This window comes from Paenibacillus sp. FSL R7-0179 (genome assembly GCF_038002265.1).
Classification (GTDB): Bacteria; Bacillota; Bacilli; order Paenibacillales; family Paenibacillaceae; genus Paenibacillus_AQ.
In genome coordinates this window covers 977,502-1,000,431 of record NZ_JBBOCC010000002.1, presented here as the reverse complement: position 1 = coordinate 1,000,431, position 22,930 = coordinate 977,502, and the positions used below count along the sequence as shown (strand labels likewise).

The 22,930-nt window shown below is 53.8% G+C and carries 17 protein-coding genes; 3 read left to right on the top strand and 14 right to left on the bottom strand.

All coding sequences use genetic code 11. From position 1 onward, the window contains the following. Window positions 1-59 precede the first annotated feature (59 nt). The 4 genes from mgrA to MKX63_RS20935 all read right to left on the bottom strand — a co-directional run bounded on the left by mgrA (window position 60) and on the right by MKX63_RS20935 (window position 3,499). On the bottom strand, window positions 60-1,058 hold the full coding sequence (gene mgrA, locus MKX63_RS20950; RefSeq protein ID WP_341019776.1) for an L-glyceraldehyde 3-phosphate reductase: 999 nt from the start codon (window positions 1,056-1,058) through the stop codon (window positions 60-62). Between the two features lie 94 nt (window positions 1,059-1,152). Then, window positions 1,153-1,893, bottom strand: a complete 741-nt coding sequence (locus tag MKX63_RS20945) for an NAD-dependent protein deacylase (protein ID WP_341019774.1) — start codon at window positions 1,891-1,893, stop codon at window positions 1,153-1,155. Window positions 1,894-1,932: 39 nt separating this feature from the next. Continuing rightward, complete coding sequence (locus MKX63_RS20940; RefSeq protein WP_341019772.1) at window positions 1,933-2,703, bottom strand: HAD family hydrolase; 771 nt, start codon at window positions 2,701-2,703, stop codon at window positions 1,933-1,935. 46 nt (window positions 2,704-2,749) lie between these two features. After that, entirely contained in the window at window positions 2,750-3,499 is a 750-nt protein-coding gene (locus MKX63_RS20935) for an alpha/beta hydrolase (protein WP_341019770.1), read from the bottom strand. A gap of 213 nt (window positions 3,500-3,712) precedes the next feature. Between MKX63_RS20935 and MKX63_RS20930 the strand changes: the two genes are divergently transcribed. Beyond that, a complete protein-coding gene (locus MKX63_RS20930; RefSeq protein ID WP_341019769.1) occupies window positions 3,713-4,753 on the top strand; it encodes an acyltransferase family protein in 1,041 nt (346 codons plus the stop codon). A 260-nt stretch (window positions 4,754-5,013) separates the two neighbouring features. Continuing rightward, window positions 5,014-6,699 (top strand): dihydroxy-acid dehydratase, encoded by a 1,686-nt coding sequence (ilvD, locus tag MKX63_RS20925; protein WP_036722581.1) that lies wholly within the window; start codon window positions 5,014-5,016, stop codon window positions 6,697-6,699. Window positions 6,700-6,872: 173 nt separating this feature from the next. On the opposite strand, the gene MKX63_RS20920 is transcribed toward ilvD, so the two are convergent. Then, window positions 6,873-8,243 (bottom strand): polysaccharide deacetylase family protein, encoded by a 1,371-nt coding sequence (locus MKX63_RS20920; RefSeq protein WP_341019767.1) that lies wholly within the window; start codon window positions 8,241-8,243, stop codon window positions 6,873-6,875. A gap of 224 nt (window positions 8,244-8,467) precedes the next feature. Between MKX63_RS20920 and MKX63_RS20915 the strand changes: the two genes are divergently transcribed. Further along, complete coding sequence (locus MKX63_RS20915; RefSeq protein WP_341019765.1) at window positions 8,468-9,715, top strand: AI-2E family transporter; 1,248 nt, start codon at window positions 8,468-8,470, stop codon at window positions 9,713-9,715. Here the strand turns inward: MKX63_RS20915 and MKX63_RS20910 are convergent. The 9 genes from MKX63_RS20910 to MKX63_RS20870 form a co-directional block, all read right to left on the bottom strand. After that, on the bottom strand, window positions 9,664-11,481 hold the full coding sequence (locus tag MKX63_RS20910; RefSeq protein ID WP_341019763.1) for a peptidoglycan D,D-transpeptidase FtsI family protein: 1,818 nt from the start codon (window positions 11,479-11,481) through the stop codon (window positions 9,664-9,666). The two genes, MKX63_RS20915 and MKX63_RS20910, sit on opposite strands and share 52 nt — an antisense overlap. Window positions 11,482-12,005: 524 nt before the next feature. Continuing rightward, a complete protein-coding gene (locus MKX63_RS20905) occupies window positions 12,006-13,223 on the bottom strand; it encodes an IS110 family transposase (protein WP_341018523.1) in 1,218 nt (405 codons plus the stop codon). 540 nt (window positions 13,224-13,763) lie between these two features. Beyond that, the gene (locus MKX63_RS20900) at window positions 13,764-14,981 is read right to left on the bottom strand and encodes an IS110 family transposase (protein ID WP_341018523.1); all 1,218 of its coding nucleotides are present in this window, start codon (window positions 14,979-14,981) and stop codon (window positions 13,764-13,766) included. 340 nt (window positions 14,982-15,321) lie between these two features. Further along, the gene (locus tag MKX63_RS20895) at window positions 15,322-17,391 is read right to left on the bottom strand and encodes a methyl-accepting chemotaxis protein (RefSeq protein WP_341019761.1); all 2,070 of its coding nucleotides are present in this window, start codon (window positions 17,389-17,391) and stop codon (window positions 15,322-15,324) included. Between the two features lie 45 nt (window positions 17,392-17,436). Next, a complete protein-coding gene (locus tag MKX63_RS20890; RefSeq protein ID WP_341019759.1) occupies window positions 17,437-18,396 on the bottom strand; it encodes an acetylxylan esterase in 960 nt (319 codons plus the stop codon). 27 nt (window positions 18,397-18,423) lie between these two features. Then, window positions 18,424-19,449 carry a glycoside hydrolase family 130 protein gene (locus MKX63_RS20885; RefSeq protein ID WP_341019757.1) on the bottom strand — a complete coding sequence of 342 codons (1,026 nt, stop codon included), beginning with the start codon at window positions 19,447-19,449 and terminating at the stop codon, window positions 18,424-18,426. 68 nt (window positions 19,450-19,517) lie between these two features. Further along, window positions 19,518-20,351 (bottom strand): carbohydrate ABC transporter permease, encoded by an 834-nt coding sequence (locus tag MKX63_RS20880; RefSeq protein ID WP_341019755.1) that lies wholly within the window; start codon window positions 20,349-20,351, stop codon window positions 19,518-19,520. Window positions 20,352-20,355: 4 nt separating this feature from the next. Continuing rightward, window positions 20,356-21,237, bottom strand: a complete 882-nt coding sequence (locus tag MKX63_RS20875; protein ID WP_341019752.1) for a carbohydrate ABC transporter permease — start codon at window positions 21,235-21,237, stop codon at window positions 20,356-20,358. A gap of 107 nt (window positions 21,238-21,344) precedes the next feature. After that, window positions 21,345-22,721, bottom strand: coding sequence for an ABC transporter substrate-binding protein (locus MKX63_RS20870; protein ID WP_341023167.1), 1,377 nt, complete (start codon window positions 22,719-22,721; stop codon window positions 21,345-21,347). Between the last annotated feature and the right edge of the window lie 209 nt (window positions 22,722-22,930).

Below are 22,930 nucleotides of genomic sequence, written 5' to 3'. Positions count from 1 at the left end.
GTCTCCAGAACAGGAAGCGGGCTGCTTGCGTTGTTAGTTATGGCTGAACGTCTTACGCTTCACTCCTCTGTCTTAAGGATCGTTTCGATCCGGTCCAGCTCTTCCTGCGTGAAGTCGCTATGGGACAGCGCGGCGATATTCTCCTCGATCTGGCTGACCCGGCTGGCGCCGATCAGCGCCGAGGTGACCCGGCCGCCGCGCAGCGTCCAGAGCAGGGCAAACTGGGCCAGACTCTGGCCGCGCGCTACCGCCATCTGGTTCAGCGCATGGATTCTGCGCAGCACCTCCGGCGTAATCCGGCTCTCATTCAGCGCAGCTGAAGGCCCGGCTGCCCGCGAGTCTTCAGGGATGCCGTTCAGATATTTATTCGTCAGCAGACCCTGTGCCAGCGGAGTGAAGGCAATACTGCCCACCCCATGCTCCTCCAGCACCTCCTGAAGCCCGCCTTCAATCCAGCGGTCCAGCATGGAATACCTCGGCTGGTGAATCAGCAGCGGGGTGCCCAGCTCCTTCAGAATGGCAATCGCCTGCCGGGTCTGCTCCGCCGAGTAGTTGGACAAGCCGATATACAGTGCCTTACCTGAACGTACCGCATGATCCAGCGCTCCCATCGTTTCTTCCATAGGTGTGTCCGGGTCCGGGCGGTGGGAATAGAAGATATCCACATAGTCCAGCCCCAGCCGCTTCAGGCTCTGGTCCAGACTTGACAGGATATATTTACGTGAACCCCAGTCGCCGTATGGGCCGGGCCACATCGTATATCCCGCCTTGGTCGAGATTACCAGCTCGTCACGGTACGGCGCGAGATCCCGGGCAAGCACCTTGCCGAACAGCTCTTCCGCCGATCCGGCCGGAGGCCCGTAGTTATTCGCCAGGTCGAAATGGGTCACGCCGAGATCAAAAGCGCGGGTAATCATTGCACGGCCGTTCTCATAGGCATCGATGCCGCCGAAATTATGCCACAAGCCCAGTGAGATGGCCGGAAGCTTGAGGCCGGACCTGCCGGTGCGGTTGTAACGCATGCCTTCATACCGTTCATCACTAGCCACATATACCATGTTATATCCCTGCCTCTCATAACTCTTGTGTGAATATTCTTCTTTAAACACACGGCTTCGTAAGTAATCTTGTTCTGCAAAAAAAGACTGGGCATTAGCCCAGCAGTCTCTGGACTCTACCCAGCACTTCTCCGATCCGCTCTGTAATAATCAGATCTGCCTGATCGTCATATGGTGTAGGCTCACCGTTAAGCAATACAGTATGCTGCCCCCTGAAGTAAGTGACCAGGCTTGCAGCAGGCTGAACGGTAAGCGAGGTACCGCCGATGAGCAGCAGATCCGCCGCTGCAATGGCATCCACGGCTTCAATCAGCACTTCTTGATCGAGCGCTTCCTCATAGAGCACCACATCCGGCTTGATGATGCCCCCGCAGTCCTCACAGCGCGGCACAGAGCCTTCCTGCTCCAGCCATTCCTCCAGGCCGTAATAGCGCTGGCAGCCCATGCAGTGATTACGGTGGATAGAGCCGTGCAGCTCCAGAACCCTGCGGCTGCCGGCAATCTGATGAAGGCCGTCTATATTTTGTGTAATGACCGCCTTCAGCCTGCCGCTCTCCTCCAGCTCCGCAAGCAGCCGGTGGGCCCCGTTCGGCTTCGCTTCGGGATGAATCATCTTGCTGCGGTAGAAATCAAAAAAAATGTCCGGCGAGGACATAAAAAAGCTGCGGCTAAGCATCACCTCAGGCGGGTAAGGAGAGTTGTGCTGGGTCTGGTACAGACCTGCTGCCGAACGGAAGTCCGGGATACCGCTCTCCGTCGATGTTCCGGCACCGCCGAAAAAGACGATATTTTTGCTTTTTTGAATCCAGGAAGCCAGTAGCTGTAATTGTTCCATGATCTACACCTGTCCTCTCTGTACCTATTCGTCATGCATTCAGATCGTTAAGCGTAGCGCGGGATAACCGGATACCACAATATCCGCATCCAGCAGATGGTCTGCCCTTCTGTCCGGTGAGATTCCAACCGCAAGCCGCAGTCCCGCCCCCCGGCCCAGCTGCATATCCGCATTGCTGTCACCGATAATAACCGCCTCTTCGGGCAGCAGCCCGAGCTCCCGGCAGGCCTTCTCGGCCATCTCCGGTGCAGGCTTGCCGTATTTTACCCGGTCGCGGGTAACCACTGCCCCGAAGTATTCCGAGATGCCAAGCCATTCCAGATGCTCACGGGTAGCGGACAGATTGTCTGAGGTTACAACGCCAAGCTTCAGGGAAGCGGCGGCACACTGCTCCAGAAATGGCAATAATCCCGGCATGGGCACAGCCGTACGGCGGCGGCGAAGCTCATTCATGGCCTCCTTGGAGATGGCATTCACGCTCGTCACCGCTTCATTCCAGGGGACACCCGCCGTATAGAGCTGCCAGGCTAGAATCCCGGTGGATTCCTCAGCCGTTGCCATGGACAGCGGACCTGCGGGATCATAACCGGTAATTCGTCCGGAAGCATCATGCGTCGTGCCCAGCACCGGGGCCAGATCGGCTCCCGTTACAGGTCTGCTGCCAATCAGAGTCAGCTGGCTGCCCAGCCCCTCAAGCACCAGTTCGGCCCAGCTGCCCCAGGTGGCCAGAAGATCAAGCAGCGTTCCGTCCTTATCGAAGAGGATGCCGCTTACGGGAACGGAGAGTTCATTGATGTGCAATACAGGCATTCCAGCGCTCCTCTGCATACGATATATTCATTCAGGTATTTGTTGTTCATTTGCTCTGGCGCAGATTCCCCAGCCAATCCAGCATCGCCCGGACGGTCCGTGACTGCTGTTCTTCTTCGGTAATCGTAGCGGTTCCGTCACCCTTTTGCACGCCATAGCTGCCGAATTGGGCATGGTTGCCACCGTCAACCGACACATATACGGTATTGCCCGGCAGATAGGAACGCCCTTTGTTATAGCTCTTCTGGTCTACGACTTCATCCTGCGTGCCAAGCACAGACAAGACGGACAACGTGGTGTCCTTCAGACTGCCTTTCTCATCGGGATACGAGGCCAGAAAAAAAACGCCTTCCAGCTGGCCGGCATGACCGGCAGCAAAGCGTGAAGCCATTACGCCGCCGAGTGAATGTCCGCCCAGGACGAAGGACTGCTTCGGATGCACGCGAATAATCTCTTCGGCGGCATCGCCTTTGATTACAGCCAGATTAAGCGGCATTCTGGCAATGTAGAACGGGTGACCGGCAGCAGCGACTTTACGGGCCAGCGGCGCATATGCTTCCGCCTTGACCAGTGCGCCCGGATAGAAGATTACGGCGGTGCCGAGCACCACTGAGGGGTCGAACGAGATCCAATTGTCATTCTGTTCAACAGTGACTCCTCCGGCAGAGATCAGAGCAGTTTCAGCCTGTGCCTCCGGCTTATACGGGGTCAGATACCTCCATATAAACACCCCAGCCGTCAGTAGAACCAACACCACTCCTATAAGCACACGGCGTCTGATTATATTCTTTTTCATTAGTGTTCACTCCCGGTTACTGCATACTCAAAATTATAAGGGAATCGGTGAATTCAAACAACCTTCAAGACTTCGCCACATCTGGCCCCAGCCATTTCCAATGATAGCGCTTACTATTGTGATGTATTTCACAATTTATTGTCAGGAAATCATGTATTTTAAAATTAAAGTATCGCCCCCTACGCAAACCCTAATTTCATTGGAGGTTACATCATGACCCGGGAAAGCCCGCTTGACGCGCGCGGAGAGACCTTTTTTCTTAATCTGCGCTTCATGCTTATTGTAACTGTCTTTGTGGCCAATGCGATTGAACCCCTGATTCAAGAAATGAGCGGACTTCACACGCTTTACCAGTGGATCTTCAGTTTTCATATGCCGCTGTTTGTGCTGGTGACCGGATACTTTGCCCGTTCAAGCTTACTTGGAGCGCCTGGACGCAAGGTGCTGCTGCAGATTGCTTTGCAATATGTGATTTTTCAGAGCCTCTACTCCCTACTTGACGCCTCCCTGTTTCACGTCAATAATATACAGCATTCGTTCTTCGCTCCTTATCTGCTGCTCTGGTTCCTGGCCAGCCACATCTGCTGGCGCCTGCTGATGCTGGGCATGAGCCGCTGGACCCGCAGCGCCCAACTGGCCTTCGCTGTTACGGCAGGAGTGGCCGTAGGTTATCTGCAACTGGACGGGATCTGGTTTAGCCTCAGCCGCACCTTTGTCTATTTGCCCTTTTTTGTGATCGGGTACCATTTCTCCTTCGGAGCTTTCGTGAAGCTGTATCAGCGCTATGTCAAAAGCATTGCCGCCGCCGCTTCGCTCCTGCTGCTCCTTGCTATCGGCCTGCTCGGAGGTGATCTCCCCATGGGCTGGCTATACGGCAGTATGACTTATATGCAGCTTGGTGCTCATGAATGGTATGCGGGTCTGTTCCGGCTGGCGGTCTATGGCCTGCAATTCATCGCCTCCCTGTCATTTCTGGGCCTCGTGCCTTACGGGTTAAGCCGCATGACCGGTCTGGGACGCCGGACCCTCTATGTTTTTCTGCTGCATGGCTTTGTGGTCCGCACGGCGGTGATTTCCGGCCTGTATGCCCATATCGGCAATCCTGCCGGAGCAGCTCTGCTGCTCGCCGGTGCAGTGGGATGTACGGTGCTGCTCGCCCAGCCTGCGGTCAGACGTCTGCTGAACCCGCTCGTGGAGCCGTCCGTAGACTGGATGATCTCCCTGCAGCGTGCCGCCATCCGGCGCTCTCTTTAGAATGAAGCTGCCACGTTATATCAATTTGCTGAAGTCTATCCTTTACGGAATAGGCTTCTTTCTGTATATTAGCCCAGACTTTACATGCGTGAGCCGCCGACAAACTTCACATTGTCCGGTAGAAAAAACAGGCTTTTTGTGATAGACTCACTATTAAAGTTCGTAACCAATCACCGCAGGGTACGTATATTTCGGGATTGCAATGCGTTAATGCGGCACTATATTCGCTTCACCAATACTGTTAGGGGGAAAAAGTCATCATGGCAAACAAGAAAATGCGATCAGATATGATCAAAAAAGGCTTCGACCGCGCTCCTCACCGCAGCCTTTTGCGGGCAGCAGGCGTTAAAGAAGAGGATTTCGGCAAACCGTTCATCGCGGTCTGCAATTCCTATATCGATATTGTTCCGGGTCATGTACATCTGCAGGAATTCGGCAAGATCGTGAAGGAAGCCATCCGTGAAGCCGGCGGGGTTCCGTTTGAATTCAATACAATCGGCGTAGATGACGGTATTGCCATGGGTCATATCGGTATGCGTTATTCGCTGCCAAGCCGCGAGATCATTGCCGACTCTCTGGAAACGGTAGTATCCGCGCACTGGTTCGACGGTATGGTGTGCATTCCCAACTGTGATAAAATTACCCCGGGCATGATGATGGGCGCGCTGCGCGTCAACATTCCGACAATCTTCGTCAGCGGCGGGCCGATGAAGGCCGGCGTTGACAGCAAAGGCAAGAAGCTCTCACTGACCTCTGTATTCGAAGGCGTCGGTGCGCATCAGGTCGGCAAGATCAACGATGCTGAGCTGCTCGAACTCGAACAATACGGCTGTCCTACCTGCGGATCATGCTCCGGTATGTTTACCGCGAACTCCATGAACTGTCTGGCCGAAGCTATGGGCCTTGCGCTTCCAGGCAACGGTACGATCCTGGCCGTAGCCGAAGAACGCAGAGACTTCGTCCGCAAGTCGGCAACCCAGCTTATGGAGCTGATCAAGCTGGACCTGAAGCCGCGTGATATCGTAACCCAGGAATCGCTGGACAATGCCTTCGCGCTGGATATGGCGATGGGCGGATCGACCAATACTGTACTGCATACGCTGGCACTGGCTCAAGAAGCCGAAATCGACTATCCGCTGGAACGCATCAACGAAGTAGCTAACCGGGTTCCTTACCTGGCCAAGCTGGCTCCGGCCTCCGATATCTTCATCGAAGATGTGGACCGGGCGGGCGGCGTCAGCGCCGTGCTGAACGAATTGCTGAAGAAGCCGGGCGCCATCTTCGGTGATTGCATGACGGTTACCGGCAAGACACTGGCCGAGAATGTAACCGGGCATGAGATCCAGGATACTTCCGTTATTCATACCATCGATAACCCCTATTCCCAAGTTGGCGGACTGGCCGTACTCTACGGCAACCTGGCGCCTGAAGGCTCCATCATCAAGGTGGGTGCCGTGGATGCTTCCGTTGGCGGCTATCACAAAGGACCTGCTATCTGCTTCGACTCCCAGGAGGAAGCACTTGAAGGTATCGCGAACGGCAAGGTCAAAGAAGGTCATGTAGTCGTTATCCGTTATGAAGGTCCGAAGGGCGGACCGGGCATGCCGGAAATGCTGGCTCCGACTTCGCAGATCGTCGGCATGGGTCTGGGTGCCAAGGTCGGCCTGATCACGGACGGACGCTTCTCCGGTGCGTCCCGCGGGATCAGCATCGGCCACATCTCGCCGGAAGCGGCAGAGGGCGGCCCGATCGCTTTTGTAGAGGATGGCGATATCATCGAGCTGGACCTCAATAACCGCAAGATCGAGCTGCTGGTTGACGAGGAAGTGCTGGCGGTCCGCCGTCAGGGCTGGAAAGAATTCGAGCCGAAGGTGAAGACGGGTTATCTGGCCCGTTACTCCAAGCTGGTTACCAATGCAAGCAAGGGCGGCGTGCTGAAGATCTAATCGTCAGCGACAGCCTGAGCCTGAGCAAATGTAATGAGGATAAGAGCAGTTCCAACCGCATATGCGGCCGGGGCTGCTCTTTTTTGTTGCATATTGTGCAGGAACAAAAAAACGCCGGCCTGATAGGCCAGCGGAGGATCAATAATATAAGTGCTGTGAACACTGCTTCGTCTTCAATGAACCACCGTTGCTCCGGGCAGCTCAGCTTCAAGCGTCAGTTCCTCTTCGTGTACCCGCTCCACCGGCTTCTGCGGACGCCGCTGGTTCATCTGGTTGAGCAGCTGCGATACCGGCATCAGCATCATCTTGGGCACCAGTACCTCACTGCGTACCTTGAGCCTTGCCCCGCCTGAGGGATGGATGACCCTAAGCAGAACACTTAGATAGAATTTGGTCGAGCGGGCGAACAGACCGCTGGGCAGGTCCACCACCATGAAACCGAATTTCTCCGGCCCGCGGTTGATCATACTCACGCCGTAGAGCGCCTTCGCTTCGGCCAGCTCGAGATCACCGGCAATATGCACGGCGAGCAGCGGCAGATCCTTCTCCATCCGGCGGATCATGCGGATCGCCAGCTGAGCCGGAGAACGGGAATGAACCCCCAGCTCGAACAGCTGCCTGTTGTCGATGTGGAGTTCAATGACCTTGTCGCCTTTGCTCAAGGTCTCGCCGTTGTCCATCAGCACCGTATTGCCCTGATACTTGCGCAGGCGGTAATGCAGGAACGGATCTGCCGGAGTGATCGTCTTAAGCTGGAACATTAGCTGGAACAGCTTCTCCCACGCCAGCCACAAGCCGACAAGCAGCCGTTTGCCGAAGGACAAATGCGTGATCGGGGAGCGCTGCACCGCCTTGATCATCTCGTCAATCCGGACGCTGCGCAGTCCGCGCCGCTCAGCTTCGGCGAGCATCCGTTCCAGCGCAATCAGCATATGCTCCGGCGCATTCGGATCGGCGCCGATCGTCGTCCCGCAGTCATGCAGCAGCAGCACCTCACCCGGACCGAGCTTCGCAATGAGCTTCTCGGTCAGCTTTTCCGCTCCAAGCTTCTCCTTCCAGTCGCCGAACATCGCCGACCACAGTACAATCTGCACCTGACGGCGCTTGGAGAAGTCGAACAGGTTCACGATTCCCCAGGGAGGACGGTAATAAGTGCTGCGCTCGCCGGTAATGGAGAAGATGATCTCGTCCGTCTTGTCAATCTGCTTCCTCACCGTAGCGGGACGCATCAGCCAGTTCGTCTTGTGCACGTAATTATGAATACCGATCAAATGCCCTTCATCGTGCATACGCTTGATGATCTCGGGATGCTGCTCCGCGTGTGAGCCAACGACAAAAAATGTCGCCTTCGCATTGTAGCGTTTAAGCAGATCCAGCAGCAGCGGTGTATAATGCGGGTCAGGCCCGTCATCGAAGGTCAGGCCGTAATCCGTACGCCCAATCCCTCTGCGGAACACACGATAACCAAATAAACGGCTGATCATACCGGGTATAAAGGCATAAAAGGTCGAGATGTAAAATAGCCAGAGCAGCAAAGTCTGCATGTACAATCACCGCTTTTCCAGAGTTGACTTTGGCTCGCCTTACGTCTGTATAGAAGATAGATTTCATACGGCCAAGTAGAGTAAGTAGAAGCGACAGCTTTAAAAAACATCACCTCCTAGTTTAACACAGCTGCCAAAGAAATAGACGTTTTTTATTAAAATCGTGTACAATGAGTTGAAGTGCCGGTTATAAAATTATCTTCACAAAGGGGTCGTTTAAATCTATGCTGCCGCTGTACAAAAAATATTGGCGCACCTTTTTCGACATTGGGCTGGTTGTTCTAACCGTATATTTAGTGATGCTCGGCTTCAGCAAATTGTACCAGCTGGCTGCGCCGGTGTTCCTGTCCTTTTTTGTCTTTCTGCTGATTGAGCCGCTGGCCCGCTTCCTGAACCGCAAAGGAATGGCCAAGCCCTTCGCCTCCGCGATCTCAGTGGTGCTCTTCCTGGTCATCCTGCTGGGCGTCTTGTTCGGTGCCGGGCTGCTGATTACGACCCAGGCGATTCACCTCCAGAATAATCTGCCCAAATATACATACGTGGTCCAGCAGCATTTCACAGAGACTACGACCTATCTTCAGCACAAAATCGATTCGCTTCCATCCGATGTGACGGATAAGCTAAATGGCTATTTCACAGATGCCACCAATATTCTCTCGAAGTGGATGGTCGCCTTCTTCAAGTATATGGTCGGGGTGCTTGGCTCTTTCTCCTCCTTTATGGCTAACTTCGGGATTGCGATCATTCTCGCCTTTTTCCTCAGTATGGAGATTAAGGACTGGCGCCGGATTGCCCACGAGAAGCTGCCGAAGACGTTCAAGACGGCCTACGCCTTCCTGCAGGGGAATGTGTTCAAGGCGATCAGTTCTTATATCAAAGCACAGATGATCCTGATCAGCATCACCTTCGTCATCATTCTCGCCGGTCTGCTGATTCTCCGCACGGGCAATGTCCTGACCATAGCACTGGTCTGCGCACTGGTCGATCTGCTGCCGCTGCTCGGCGTACCTGCGGTGCTGATCCCTTGGATCATCTATCTGTTCATTGTCGGCAATACGTCGCTTGCTATCGGACTCATCGTTTTGCTGGCAGTGGTAATGGTGGTAAGACAGCTGCTGGAGCCCAAAATCACAGGGAATTCAATCGGTGTCTCCTCTGCCTTCCTGATGCTCTCCTTCGTGATTCTGTCCTCTTCCCTGTTTGGGATTGCAGGCCTCATTCTGTCGCCGATTCTGCTGATTTTGCTTAAGGAGCTGCTCCAGCAGGGATATCTCCAGCAGTGGATCTATCTGCCGCAGGAGGAGTTCGTCGTCTCGCCCTTCGCGGCCTCGGGGACATCTACGGCAGGCGCTCCCGTAAACAGCGGAAATGGTCCGGCCGGGAATGCAGAGCCTGATGCGCAGCCTGCCGGTCCAAACCCTCAGGCTCCGGTTGATCCGCCTTCCAGACCCGACAACAGCTCGAACACCTGACCGAACAGGCGGGTGGCGGCCTGCGGACTGTCTGGAGCCACATTCTCTATTGCCACAGACACCGCATATTTCGGCTGGTCCACCGGACCATAGCCGATGAACCATTGGTTATTGCGCGGCGTGCCGTGTACCAGCGTCTGGGCCGTGCCTGATTTGCCGGCGAGCGGCCAAGCAGAAGAATTCAACATACGGCCTGTGCCCTCTGTGACTACGCTGCGCAGCATGCCCAGCAGCACCCGGGCAGTAGCCGGAGAGATCCGGCCCTCCGGCGCTGGCGCCAGATATCCCGGAAGCTCCTTAAGCGTCTGCCCATTGGCAAAAGCAACCCGCTCCAGAATACGCGGCGCTCTCACCTCGCCGCCATGCAGCAGCGTGACGACCAGATTCGCCGCCTGCAGCGGAGTGATCCGCACATCGCGCTGGCCGATTGCCGTCTGGACTCTCGCCCCGCCGTCATCCGGCAGGAGCGTGCTGAAGATGGTTCCCGGCTGCTCCCCGGCCAGCGGCCGGAGAAGTGGCAGGCCGAGCGTATTCTCCGCCTGCCACCCGATACTGCGGCCCAGTCCCAGGGCAAGCGCGGTAGCCTGGAGCTTCACACCGCTCAGCCGCTCGGCCAGCGTAGCAAATACAGTATTACAGGACACGGCGAACCCTTGCTTCAGCGAAAGGGCGCCGTGTTCTTTGCCGTGCGGACAGGACAATCCGTATTTCCCATACGCTCCTGCACATAAGAAGGGCTCCTCCGGTGCGGTCAGCCCGGCTTCAAGTGCGGCAGCAGCTGTAACAATTTTGAAGATAGAGCCTGGAGCTGCCGCTTGCAGTGCACGGTTATTCCATTCTCCCCCTTGCGGTGAGACCTGCTCCGGATTGTAGAACGGCAAAGAGACCATCGCTGCAATATCACCGCTCCGGCTGTCCATAACCACAATTGCCCCTTCCTTCACCCCCGCTTCCGCTGCCAGCTGCTCAAGGCTCTCCTGAAGCTTCAGATTAATGGTGGTATATAGAGACAGCGGGTAATAGGGGTTGCCCGGCGCTTTGATGGTGATCGGGCTGCCCGGAACCCGGTTGCCGCGTGCATCAACCTGGGCGACGGCTTCCGTATGCCCCACACCCTGCAAGAGCGGCTCAAGCGTCTTCTCCAGCCCGTCTGTGCCGGTTCTTGGAATTCTCAGCCCTGTGGGGGATTGGGCGATAGCTGCACCCGAAGCTTCAGACAGATAACCGAGCCACTGGCGGCCGGAGGCAGACCCGTTATATCTGCGGGCAAAAGGCAGCGCCCTGACGCCTTCGATGGCAAGCGCCTCTACCTCTCTAGCCTGCGGCAGCGTCAGAGCCAGCGGACCGGTGCCTTGGCCGGAAGGCCAGAGCAGCGGCTCCTTCAGCCCCAGCCGTCTTGCTTGCAGCTGACTGTAGCTGACGCCAAGAATCTCCGCCAGCCGGTGAAGCTGCTGGTCATCGTTATATTCACCGGCACCATGAGGCCGGTGAAGCTCCTCCTCCGGCGGGAACAGCGCAGCGGTCCAGACCGTCTCTCCGGCCAGCACCTCCCCGTTCTTCGCATACAGCCGCCCTCTTCCGCTATCCAGCACGGTCTCCCGCTCACTTTGCAGCTCGGCCATCTGAGCTACCGTGTAACGGGTGCCGCTTACTACACTATCCTTGAGCAGCAATTGTACCCAGGCGAGCCTGATTATCAGGCCTGTCAGCAGCATACACAGGATCAGGCATCCCCAGAATATACGTTTATGAATCAGCTTGTGCAATTGCTATTCCTCCATCAAGTGGGCTGAAAAACCTTGGCTAATATTATACCCACCTCAGGCAGCAAAATAACCTTAACGGGTGAACGATGCTGATGCCTCATGCCACGTACTGGCAGCGCTTCGCGTTCCTTCGTCTGCTTTCATCCTGGCGGGCGTCAGCGTTAACCAGCGGAACGTGGATATCACACGCCCCGCAACTGCCCAATGTAATCGGTTTTTCGATTACATCTGGCCCGCACGCCACCACCCAGCCCAATGTGATCGGTTTTTCGATTACATTGGGCTGGGTGGTGGCGTGCGGCGCAATGTAGTCGGTTTTCCGATTACATTCGGCCCGTACGCCACCACCCAGCGCAATGTAATCGGTTTTTCGATTACATTCGGCCCGCACACTCCCGACCCGCCCAATGTGATCGGTTTAATACGAAAATAAAAGTACCGGAAAATGCGCAGCAGAACGGGTTTTGACAAAAAAAGACCCACCGCCCCAAAAAAACGTTTCGTTTTTTTTGAAAAAGGGAAGACTATTGGATAGGATTTAATTGCACGCTATATCCTAACTGCTGGATATAGTTCACGTACCTATCTAACGTGTTTTTCTTGGACGTCTCATCGCCTAGTGAGACGTCTATTTCTTGGTATGACCTCTTCTCCCGCATCAGGGCATGGAGGATTCGAATCAGCAAATGCGCGGTGGCGACGTTTGCTTTTTTATCGCCTCTTCTCTTACGTATTCGTCGAAAAAATTGGCCGATCCGGTTCGAGGAGCGAGAGTTCGCCCAAGCCGCCTGACACAAGGCCCCTTTCAGATGCTTGTTCCCTTGCATCGTTTTTGACTTTCTTCGCTTTCCCGCGCTTTCGTTGTTCCCTGGACACACCCCCGCCCATGATGCAAACTGCGCATCACTCGGGAACATTTCCGCGACATGCGGCCCCACTTCGGCAAAGATGGTCACGGCAGACGTCCGCTCAATTCCTGGAATGGAGTCAATTTGTTCAATCACCTCCAGGTACGGTTCTGCCTTCGCCTCGATTCGAGCTTCCAGCTCCGTGATCCTTTTCTCCAAATAGACCAAGTGGTCCCAGTGGTCTCGAATCATCTCGCGGTGATGACGGCGCAACTTGCCATTGAGCGCGTCTAGCAACTGCGGAACTTTCTTTTTCAAACGGGTTTTGACCAGGTTTTTAACGGTCCCTTCGTCGATGACCTCGCCGTCCATGATCTTCTGGAGCAGGCCCCGTCCCGAAACCCCATATAGATCGGACATAAAGGTGGTTAGCTTAATGTTGGCATCCTGCAGGATTTTGTGAATGCGGTTTTTCTCCGCCGTCACCGCCTGCACCATCTTACTCCGGTAACGGGTCAAGTCTCGCAAATCCCGGATGTCTTGTTCGGGCACCATACTGCCTTCAATGAGCCCGCAACGGTGCAATTGCGCTAACCAGCGCGCATCTTGCATGTCACTTTTTCGACCCGGCGTATTCTTTACCCGCTGGGCGTTGGCCAAGACCAGATCACAACTGCCCTCTAAGATGTTCCATACCGGTTTCCATAACACGCCCGTACTCTCCATCACCACCTCCCGACAGCCTTGTTCACTCAGCCAATCTTGCAGGCCTAGCAATTCTTTGGTTGTCGTCCCAAAGGTTTTCAGGTGACATTGGGGTTTCTGTTCGATCGGTCCTTTCAACACGCAGGCCACAACGGTTTCCTGGTGCACGTCCAGACCGGCGCAACACATACGTACAGCATCCATTCCAATCATCCTCCATCGTCGCTTACAAATCATGCGCTCGAGTGAGTGTAATTTAATACACGTACTTTTGGGGGCTACAATAGGCGATGCTCGAAAAGCGCAATAGAACAGTTTTTCGCACGGGGTGTATCCCAGTAACCGTTTCCGCCCTTTGATTTGTATATGTAGTGTTGACGACTACAGCCTCTTTTAGAATGGATGCGACGGATGCCACCCACTTATTTTCATTCCTGGGGGTGACAAGGTCTCTGTCTTGTCATGCCTGTTTTTCGCATACATTTGGCCCGTGTAGCCTCGCTGCGGCAATTGTATTCGGTTTTTCGCATACATTTGGCCCGTGTAGCCTCGCTGCGGCAATTGTATTCGGTTTTTCGCATACATTTGGCCCGTGTACCCTCACAGCGGCAAATGTATTCGGTTTAATACGAAAATAAAAGTACCGGAAAATGCGCAGCAGAACGGGTTTTGACAAAAAAAGACCCACCGCCCCAAAAAAACGTTTCGTTTTTTTTGAAAAAGGGAAGACTATTGGATAGGATTTAATTGCACGCTATATCCTAACTGCTGGATATAGTTCACGTACCTATCTAACGTGTTTTTCTTGGACGTCTCATCGCCTAGTGAGACGTCTATTTCTTGGTATGACCTCTTCTCCCGCATCAGGGCATGGAGGATTCGAATCAGCAAATGCGCGGTGGCGACGTTTGCTTTTTTATCGCCTCTTCTCTTACGTATTCGTCGAAAAAATTGGCCGATCCGGTTCGAGGAGCGAGAGTTCGCCCAAGCCGCCTGACACAAGGCCCCTTTCAGATGCTTGTTCCCTTGCATCGTTTTTGACTTTCTTCGCTTTCCCGCGCTTTCGTTGTTCCCTGGACACACCCCCGCCCATGATGCAAACTGCGCATCACTCGGGAACATTTCCGCGACATGCGGCCCCACTTCGGCAAAGATGGTCACGGCAGACGTCCGCTCAATTCCTGGAATGGAGTCAATTTGTTCAATCACCTCCAGGTACGGTTCTGCCTTCGCCTCGATTCGAGCTTCCAGCTCCGTGATCCTTTTCTCCAAATAGACCAAGTGGTCCCAGTGGTCTCGAATCATCTCGCGGTGATGACGGCGCAACTTGCCATTGAGCGCGTCTAGCAACTGCGGAACTTTCTTTTTCAAACGGGTTTTGACCAGGTTTTTAACGGTCCCTTCGTCGATGACCTCGCCGTCCATGATCTTCTGGAGCAGGCCCCGTCCCGAAACCCCATATAGATCGGACATAAAGGTGGTTAGCTTAATGTTGGCATCCTGCAGGATTTTGTGAATGCGGTTTTTCTCCGCCGTCACCGCCTGCACCATCTTACTCCGGTAACGGGTCAAGTCTCGCAAATCCCGGATGTCTTGTTCGGGCACCATACTGCCTTCAATGAGCCCGCAACGGTGCAATTGCGCTAACCAGCGCGCATCTTGCATGTCACTTTTTCGACCCGGCGTATTCTTTACCCGCTGGGCGTTGGCCAAGACCAGATCACAACTGCCCTCTAAGATGTTCCATACCGGTTTCCATAACACGCCCGTACTCTCCATCACCACCTCCCGACAGCCTTGTTCACTCAGCCAATCTTGCAGGCCTAGCAATTCTTTGGTTGTCGTCCCAAAGGTTTTCAGGTGACATTGGGGTTTCTGTTCGATCGGTCCTTTCAACACGCAGGCCACAACGGTTTCCTGGTGCACGTCCAGACCGGCGCAACACATACGTACAGCATCCATTCCAATCATCCTCCATCGTCAGCTTACAAATCATGCGCTCGAGTGAGTGTAATTTAATACACGTACTTTTGGGGGCTACAATAGGCGATGCTCGAAAAGCGCAATAGAACAGTTTTTCGCACGGGGTGTATCCCAGTAACCGTTTCCGCCCTTTGATTTGTATATGTAGTGTTGACGACTACAGCCTCTTTTAGAATGGATGCGACGGATGCCACCCACTTATTTTCATTCCTGGGGGTGACAAGGTCTCTGTCTTGTCATGCCTGTTTTTCGCATACAAAAAAACCGCCCTCCATTATAGAAAGGCGGTATAACTAAGTTAGGCTCACACGTTGAACTTCGATAATCGTTCCCGGAGTCTGGAGGAAGCATTCTCCAGCTTACCGGAGAGGGTAACCAGATATTCGCTTACATTCTCCTGTTCTCCGGTCAGGGAAGCTACCTCTTCAGAAGCGGCCGAGGATTCTTCCGCGAATGAGCTGACATTGCCTATAGTCTCTGACAAGACTTGCTGCGAGTGGTTCAGGCCGTCAATTGAAGAGGAGACCGAATCCAGTCTGGTGATCAGCTGATGCATCTGCCCCTGCACACTCATGAAGATCTCACTGGTGTTCTGAACATAGTCCATCTGCTCCCCGAACAGCGGCGCAACCTCAGACAAGGCGTCTACCGTCTCATGCATATCCCGCATGATCCGGTCCGTAATCTCGCCCACAACAGCAATGGAACGCTTGGACTGCTCCGCCAGCTGGCGGATTTCATCGGCGACAACCGTGAAGCCCTTGCCTGCTTCGCCTGCCCGCGCTGCTTCAATAGTAGCGTTCAGTGACAGGATATTGGTCTGCTGGGTGATGCTCTGCATGACCTCCAGCACCTGAATGACCGATGAGGCGGTATCCTTAAGTTCATTCACCTTCAGAACCAGCTTACCTGTCCTGTCGCCAGTCTCTTGGGTTCTGCCCAGCAGCTCCTGCAGCTTGACTACCCCTTCTGCACTGGCTTGCTCCACACTGTGCGCAGTTCCGCCAATCTCATGGGCCACTGCAATGACGGCTTCCATCTTCTCCGATATCTGAGCCGTCATCTCATTCCCCCGATCCGCTTCCAGCGAGAGACTGCCTGCACCGCCGGCAATCTCTTCCGTGGCTGCGGCAATATCCTTCGCCGCCACCGCCGTGTCCCGGGAGGCATTGCCAAGGGCTTCCGCTGCTTCCGTAACTTCACGCGCGGTCTCATTGGTGTGGGCGACCAGCTCTGTAATCTGCTCCATCATCAGGTTGAAGGAGCCGGACAGCTGGCCTATCTCATCACGGGTGACGACATCGGTGCGCACGCGCAGATCCCCGTCTGCCCCCTTGACCATCAGATCCCGCAGCCGTGACAACGGACGTGAGACCATCCTTACCATCCAGAGTCCTACAAGCACGGCAACAGCGGCAGCGGCAGCCACAGCTATGTAGGTCGTGTTAAGAATCCGTACCGCATCCTTGGTAAGATTGACGGAAGGCACCACACCGAGCATTCTCCAGCCGGAGGTATGCAGCGTACCGTAGACTGCAAGAATAGATTTACCCTTCTCGTCCTTCGTCGGCAGAGAGCCGGAAGTATCACTTAAGCCCTTGAACAGAGTGCCGCCCAGGCGCAGATAGGTGTCTGTCTCCGCTTGCTGGGAAGATGCGATCAGCTCATCTGTGGACGTCAGCAGTTGGATATAGGAGCCCGGGCCCAGATCAACCATTTTCAGCTGGCTGTCAAGCTCTGTAGTCTTAATATCGCAGACTGCCAGATAACCGGAGTGACCCGCTTCCGCCGCTACAGACTTAGCGAAACGCACCACTCCTGCGGCCTCTCCCTGCTTCAACGCTTCGGTAATCCACTGGCTCTGCGGCTTCTCCTGCAACTGCTTGTACCAAGCTGCATCACGGATCGTCTCCAGGAAATCTTTATCCACTTCACCAGCTCCGGCAGCGGGCAGCATTTCATTCAGCGGAACCAGATACACTGCCTGCACCCCGGGTACAGCCGTGAGCCATTGATCGAGCTCCACGTTAATCGTCTTGGTCTGTTCTGTACGCTTCGCAGAATCTGCGGCAGATGCGCCTTCCAGTGCGACCGCCTGCTGAATATCATCATTGTAGAACAGCTGACCCAGATTATCTTCATAGCGCAGCAGGATCACATCCAGCTTCTCTGCCGTCTGCTCCACGGTCTGCTGATTAGCGGACAATGCATTGTTCTCAATCGTATGTCTGGCCACAGCGTAAGAAATATAACCCAGAGACAGCACAATTGCCATGGTCGCGATGAAAAACACCAGAAAGAGCCGCATCCCCAGCGACTTGGAGGGATGCAGCCGAGTAAGAATAGATGTACTGCGAACTGTTGACTTGCTCAAAAAATCACCGCCAGATTCTATGTATTCTTGCACGGAAGGAGCCCGTTACAAGGTCATGAACATCTGAAGCGTCCGATCAGAAAGATAGGGAAGATATTCATGACCATATTCATGATATACCAACAGATCTTTTACGGCTGTGATTTTGTTGTATGCGGCGAATTGTGTCGATGGCGGACAGATCGTATCGATAAGACCGGTTACCCATAATACCCTGCCCTGTATACGTCCGGCTAAATTCTGGATGTCAATATAACCAAGCCGGTTAAAAATCTCCTCCTCCCGCAGATGATGCGGGTCGAAGAAGCGGAAATAATAATTAATCTCCTCATAGGCTGAGGTTGTAATATCCAGCGCCCAGGCTCCTTTGTAATCAGAGAGGAACGGATAGACCGCAGCAGCTAGCCTGATCCTTGGCTCCAGTGCAGCGCAGGCAACCGTAAGCCCACCGCCTTGAGACAAGCCGTACGCGCCTACACGCTCCGGGTCCACCTCCGGCATATTCATCAATATCCGCGCCGTCTGGACCGTATCCAGGAACACGTTGCGGTAATACAGCTTGTCAGGGCTCGGATCATCGATGCCCCGGATGATATGGCCGCGGACAGTCGTTCCCCGGACGGTCAGATTATCCTCGGACAAGCCGCCCTGCCCCCGGCAATCCATGGCCAGCACGCTGATTCTGTGAGCAGCGTAAGCCACCTTTTCCATCCAGTCTCCGCTGTCGCAGGAATAGCCGTGGAACATTACAACTCCGGCACCTGGGCTTGCTCCCGCCTTCTTCGGTCTTACATATTTGCAGTGCACTCTGGCACCGCCCACTCCGGTAAAATACAAATGAAAACACTCCGCCAGCTCACTGGTAAATTCAGCGGGTACAAGTTCATAAGCCAGTGTCTGGTCATCCAGCTCCTGAAGTGCACGCTCCCAATAAGCATCGAAGTCACCGGGCTTCGGGCTGCTGCCCTGATAATCCAGCAATTGCGGTATGGATCTTTGGTTCATCTGAGCGTCTCCTCTCCGGTTGTCGCCCTAGATTCTGCCGGGACCGGCATCATCGCCAACCTCTTCATGAGTCTCAATGACGTAATTAACGATTTCATGAGCGGTGGTGTAGGCAACCCCAACATAGGTGTCCGCTGCCCCGTAATAGATGGCAATCCGTCCGGTATCCGCGTCACTCAGCGCAGCACAAGGGAAGAGGACATTGTTGACAAAGCCTCTTTCTTCATACCATTCTTCCGGTGTCAGCACGAAGTTGCGGGAGCGGTATTTCACTCTCGAAGGCTCATCTGCATCCAGAATAACAGCTCCCATACTGTAGACAAGGCCGTTGCAGGTCCCTGTAACCCCATGGTAGAACATCAGCCAGCCTTCAGAGGTCTCAATGGGTGCTGGTCCGCCGCCGATCTTGGTACTCTGCCACCAGCCTTGTCCGCCCTTGGTCATAACATGGCGGTGCTTGCCCCAGTATACGAAGTCTGGGCTCTCGCTGAGGAAGACATCGCCGAACGGAGTATGTCCGCTGTCGCTTGGACGGGAGAGCATAACGAAATTGCCGCCTATTCTCTTCGGGAACAGCACACCGTTGCGGTTGAACGGCAGGAACGGATTCTCCAGACTGACGAAGCGCTTGAAATCCTGTGTCTTGGCAATGCCGATGGCCGCCCCGTAGAAATCCGTGCACCAGATGATGTAATAGGTATCCTCCACCTTCACCAGACGGGGATCATACGCGTAACGCGGCATGTACGGCTGGCCTGCTTCGTCTATGAATTGGATCGGCTGCTCATCAATGACCCAATCCAGGCCGTCCGCGCTACGGCCCATCCGTAGATGGGGGCGGGTCGTGTGATCTTCCACGCGGAAGACTCCCAGGAAGCTGCCCTCGTAAGCGATCACCGCGCTGTTGAAGATACGGGCGACCCCTTTGGCCGGATTGCGCTTGATCACCGGGTTATCGCTATGTCTCCAGACCGGATTGTCATTCCCGGCAGGTCTGTCCTGCCAAGGCATATTCGGCAGACTCTGGCTGCCAGTCAGTTTAACTTCTCTCATAATAGAATCCCTCCAAGTAATAGGTGCAGCAGCCGCTGCGATTATGTGTGGTTCCCCGGCTTGCCGCTTTATTTGACCGACCCTTGGGCGAAGCCGTTATAGATGTATTTCTGCAGTGCTACGAATGCGATCAGCGTCGGAATGATGGCGATCATAATCGCGGCGCAGATGACCTCCCACTGGGAGCCATAAGGCCCTTTGAATTTGAACAGCGCGGTAGACACGACCTGCAGGCTGCTTTTTGGCATATACAGGAACGGGGTGTAGAAGTCATTGTAGATATTGACGCCCTTCACGATAATCACCGTCACAATGGCCGGACTCAGCAGCGGAAGAATAATTCTCCAGTAGATCGTCCAGTAGGAGGCCCCATCCAGCATTGCCGATTCGTCAAGCGATTCAGAGATCGAGTCCAGAAACTGCATGAAGATATAAACTGCGATAATATCGGTCCCCAGATACATCAGAATCGGCGCCCAGCGGGTATTGAACAAGTCCAGGGCATTGATGATCTGAAAAGTTGCTACTTGCGTCGTTACTCCGGGAATCAGCGTAGCCAGCAGAAAAGCCCCCATCAGCGCCTTGCTGCCTCTGAATTTGAACCGGGCCAGAATGTAAGCCATCATCGAGCCGGTAAGCGTAGCGCCTGCAATGGAGATAAGGACGATAATGATCGTGTTCATGAAGCCGAGCAGCATATTCCCGTCTACGAAGGCTTTAGTATAGTTGGCGAAATTCAGCCAGTTCTCCGGCAGAGTCAGCGGACCGGTTGAGGCATATTCGGCATTGGTCTTTAAGGAAGCGAAGAAAACCACCACAATCGGTATCAGCGCCATCAGCGCGCCCAGCACCAGGGAGAGATATTTGAAGAAGGCTGCCAGGTTGTATTTGAAGGTATGCATCGCTCTATTTCTCCTCCTTGATCAGAATGCGCTGCAGGATGGTGACCAGAACCACAATACCAAGCAGGACCACAGCCATGGCCGAAGCCAGCCCCAGCTTGCTGTATTTGAAGGCCACATCGACGGTCTGGATGACAAAAGTACCGCTGCCGTTGGAGCCGCCGGTCATCACGTACGGAATCTCAAACACCCCAATTGCTCCGCTGACCGCGAGAATCAGATTGAGCTGGAGGATACGCTTGATGCTGGGAATGATGATATGCCGGAACTGATGCCAGCGGTTAGCCCCGTCAATTTCAGAGGCTTCATAGATATCGCTGCCGATTGAGGAAATCGCGCCAATGAAGATAATAAAGTTCATCCCCATGTAGCGCCATACCGAGGCAAAAGCGAGCGAGATGTTAATCAGCTGCGGATTCAGCAGCCATTTTTGTTGCAACGACCCAAGTCCCAGTAGATCAAGAATCGTATTAAGGGTGCCTTCCGGCTTGAAGAAGAACAGGAAAATGAACCCGATCGCCACACCGTTCAGCAAGGTCGGAAAGAACAGAATCCCCTTGAACCAGTTCTTCAGCCGGACATTGAAGCTCAGAATCGTGGCAAAATAAAGCGCCAGCCCCATCTGCACAAAGGTGGCAAAAAAGTAGTACAAGCTTACCTTGAATACGGCGAAATACTCCGGCTTGGTGAAAATCGTCTTGTAGTTATCGAAGCCGATATACTCCATATTTTTGCTTAGCCCGTTCCAGCTGGTGAAGCTGTACTGAAACATTTTGAACACAGGTAAATAGGAGAACGTCAGCAGCAGCACTACGGGTACTAGCGAAAATAAAAAGATGATCAGAATCCGTTGATTTTTATAGCTCATGTTGGACAATTTGGGCACTCTCCACACCTCCTGAAAACTTACTGCTCTTCATTCCTCTTCTATCCCTGCAAAAGTGAAGGGGACCATGCCGTTACCGGCATCTCCCCTTTCTTTTGATCTTTAATCTACTTGGCAGTCACAATTTTGGCTCTGGCTGCTTTCCATTTATCATTCAGTTCTTTCATAATGTCATCATAGGATTCCTTGCGGTTGCCAATTGCTGCTTCGATGATTACCTTCTTGAAGTCGGGCTGCCACAGGCCGATTTCAGCCTCTTTATCAATGGCATCCACCCAGCCTTCTTCACCGGCTTTGGCTGGAGCAAGCGTATCAAAGGTAATGTCCGTGCCTGCAAATTGCTTGAGGATTTCAGGCAGCTCGGCTCCCTTTACCGGGCTCATGCCTCCGCCTTCAGTAGTCGGATAACCGGATTCATTAATGAACCAATCCACCCATGCTCTGGCGGCTTCTTTATTCTTGCTGTGAATGCTAACCCCCAGATTATAGTCGTCAGACAGCGGAACCAGGATCTTGTCGGCATTGGTCGGGAACGGCATGAAGCCTACATCATCCGGGTTCGCTGCCAGCCCTTTGATCTGACCGATGGCCCAGGAGCCAAGCATCATCGTACCAATTTTACCGTTCGCCAGATCTGCCTTGGAGGATTCCCAATCGGTTGTAGTTGGGTCTTCTTCGATCAGACCGTCTTTGGCTGCATCGTACATCACTTTATACAGCTCGTAGTGCGGCTGGCCCGGCACGAAGTTATCGTCAGAGGCAACCTGGCCTATGTTGACATATTCACGGTCACCGGCAACGGTCGCCAGATCCGCTTCCCACTGAGTCAGCGTCCAGCCCGCAGCATAGTTGGTATAGAGAGGAACCGCTTTGGTCTTCTCCTTAATACTCTTGAGTGCGGCGGAGAACTGGTCAAAGGTTCTTGGAACCTCGGTAATCCCCGCATCCTTGAACACCTGCTTGTTATAGATCACGCCGGAGAAATTAACCGTAATCGGAATGCCGTAGGAAATCCCGTCTACCGTCCGCTCTTCAAGGCCTGTATATTGCTGCTCCAGGTCAGACTTTTTACCCAGCGGCTCGAAGAAATCCGGCAGGTCTTTGATCGCTACGCTGGTAGGCAGGAGCAGAACATCTCCGTAATCACTGGTGCTCATGCGGATTTTGATCTGGTCCTCGTAGTTTGACAAGGCTTCAAAATTCACTTTGACATTCGGATATTTCTCATTGAACTTGGCGGCGTAGTCTTTGAACACGGTATCTACAATATCCGTCCGCTGCGTAATAACCGTAATATCACCCTTGAGATCCTTGGCGGCATCTCCCTCTGGAGCGGCTGTTGCCTCCGTAGCGGTACCTGTGTTGCCCCCTGCATTGGTAGCTGCTACATTAGTGGCATTATTGTTGTTAGATGAACAGCCGGATAATAGACCGGCCATCAGTGTCAGCGCTGCCAACCCGGTAACTGCTTTGGTTTTTTTCATCATCTTTCTGACCCCTCTCTTCATTTAGAACGGAATAGTATAATAACAAAACAATAACAGAGAAATCCATTTCCCTACTACGCAGAATTTAAATTATCCTGCATTCATCTTGAATTCCTTTTTGTTATCGCTTTCATTGCAATTATAGACCTTACCATTCCTTTAAACGATGGTTTCAATTGCTTTTTCTGGTCTTATATTTGTTATTT

Bases quoted from the DNA above. Each gene is read 5' to 3' on its own strand.
- MKX63_RS20920 (WP_341019767.1), bottom strand. From the start codon at position 8,243: ATGCAGACTTTGCTGCTCTGGCTATTTTACATCTCGACCTTTTATGCC.
- MKX63_RS20940 (WP_341019772.1), bottom strand. From the start codon at position 2,703: ATGCCTGTATTGCACATCAATGAACTCTCCGTTCCCGTAAGCGGCATC.
- MKX63_RS20935 (WP_341019770.1), bottom strand. From the start codon at position 3,499: ATGAAAAAGAATATAATCAGACGCCGTGTGCTTATAGGAGTGGTGTTG.
- MKX63_RS20915 (WP_341019765.1), top strand. From the start codon at position 8,468: ATGCTGCCGCTGTACAAAAAATATTGGCGCACCTTTTTCGACATTGGG.
- MKX63_RS20870 (WP_341023167.1), bottom strand. From the start codon at position 22,721: ATGAAAAAAACCAAAGCAGTTACCGGGTTGGCAGCGCTGACACTGATG.
- mgrA (WP_341019776.1), bottom strand. From the start codon at position 1,058: ATGGTATATGTGGCTAGTGATGAACGGTATGAAGGCATGCGTTACAAC.
- ilvD (WP_036722581.1), top strand. From the start codon at position 5,014: ATGGCAAACAAGAAAATGCGATCAGATATGATCAAAAAAGGCTTCGAC.
- MKX63_RS20905 (WP_341018523.1), bottom strand. From the start codon at position 13,223: ATGTGTTGCGCCGGTCTGGACGTGCACCAGGAAACCGTTGTGGCCTGC.
- MKX63_RS20880 (WP_341019755.1), bottom strand. From the start codon at position 20,351: ATGCATACCTTCAAATACAACCTGGCAGCCTTCTTCAAATATCTCTCC.
- MKX63_RS20885 (WP_341019757.1), bottom strand. From the start codon at position 19,449: ATGAGAGAAGTTAAACTGACTGGCAGCCAGAGTCTGCCGAATATGCCT.
- MKX63_RS20900 (WP_341018523.1), bottom strand. From the start codon at position 14,981: ATGTGTTGCGCCGGTCTGGACGTGCACCAGGAAACCGTTGTGGCCTGC.
- MKX63_RS20945 (WP_341019774.1), bottom strand. From the start codon at position 1,893: ATGGAACAATTACAGCTACTGGCTTCCTGGATTCAAAAAAGCAAAAAT.
- MKX63_RS20890 (WP_341019759.1), bottom strand. From the start codon at position 18,396: ATGAACCAAAGATCCATACCGCAATTGCTGGATTATCAGGGCAGCAGC.
- MKX63_RS20930 (WP_341019769.1), top strand. From the start codon at position 3,713: ATGACCCGGGAAAGCCCGCTTGACGCGCGCGGAGAGACCTTTTTTCTT.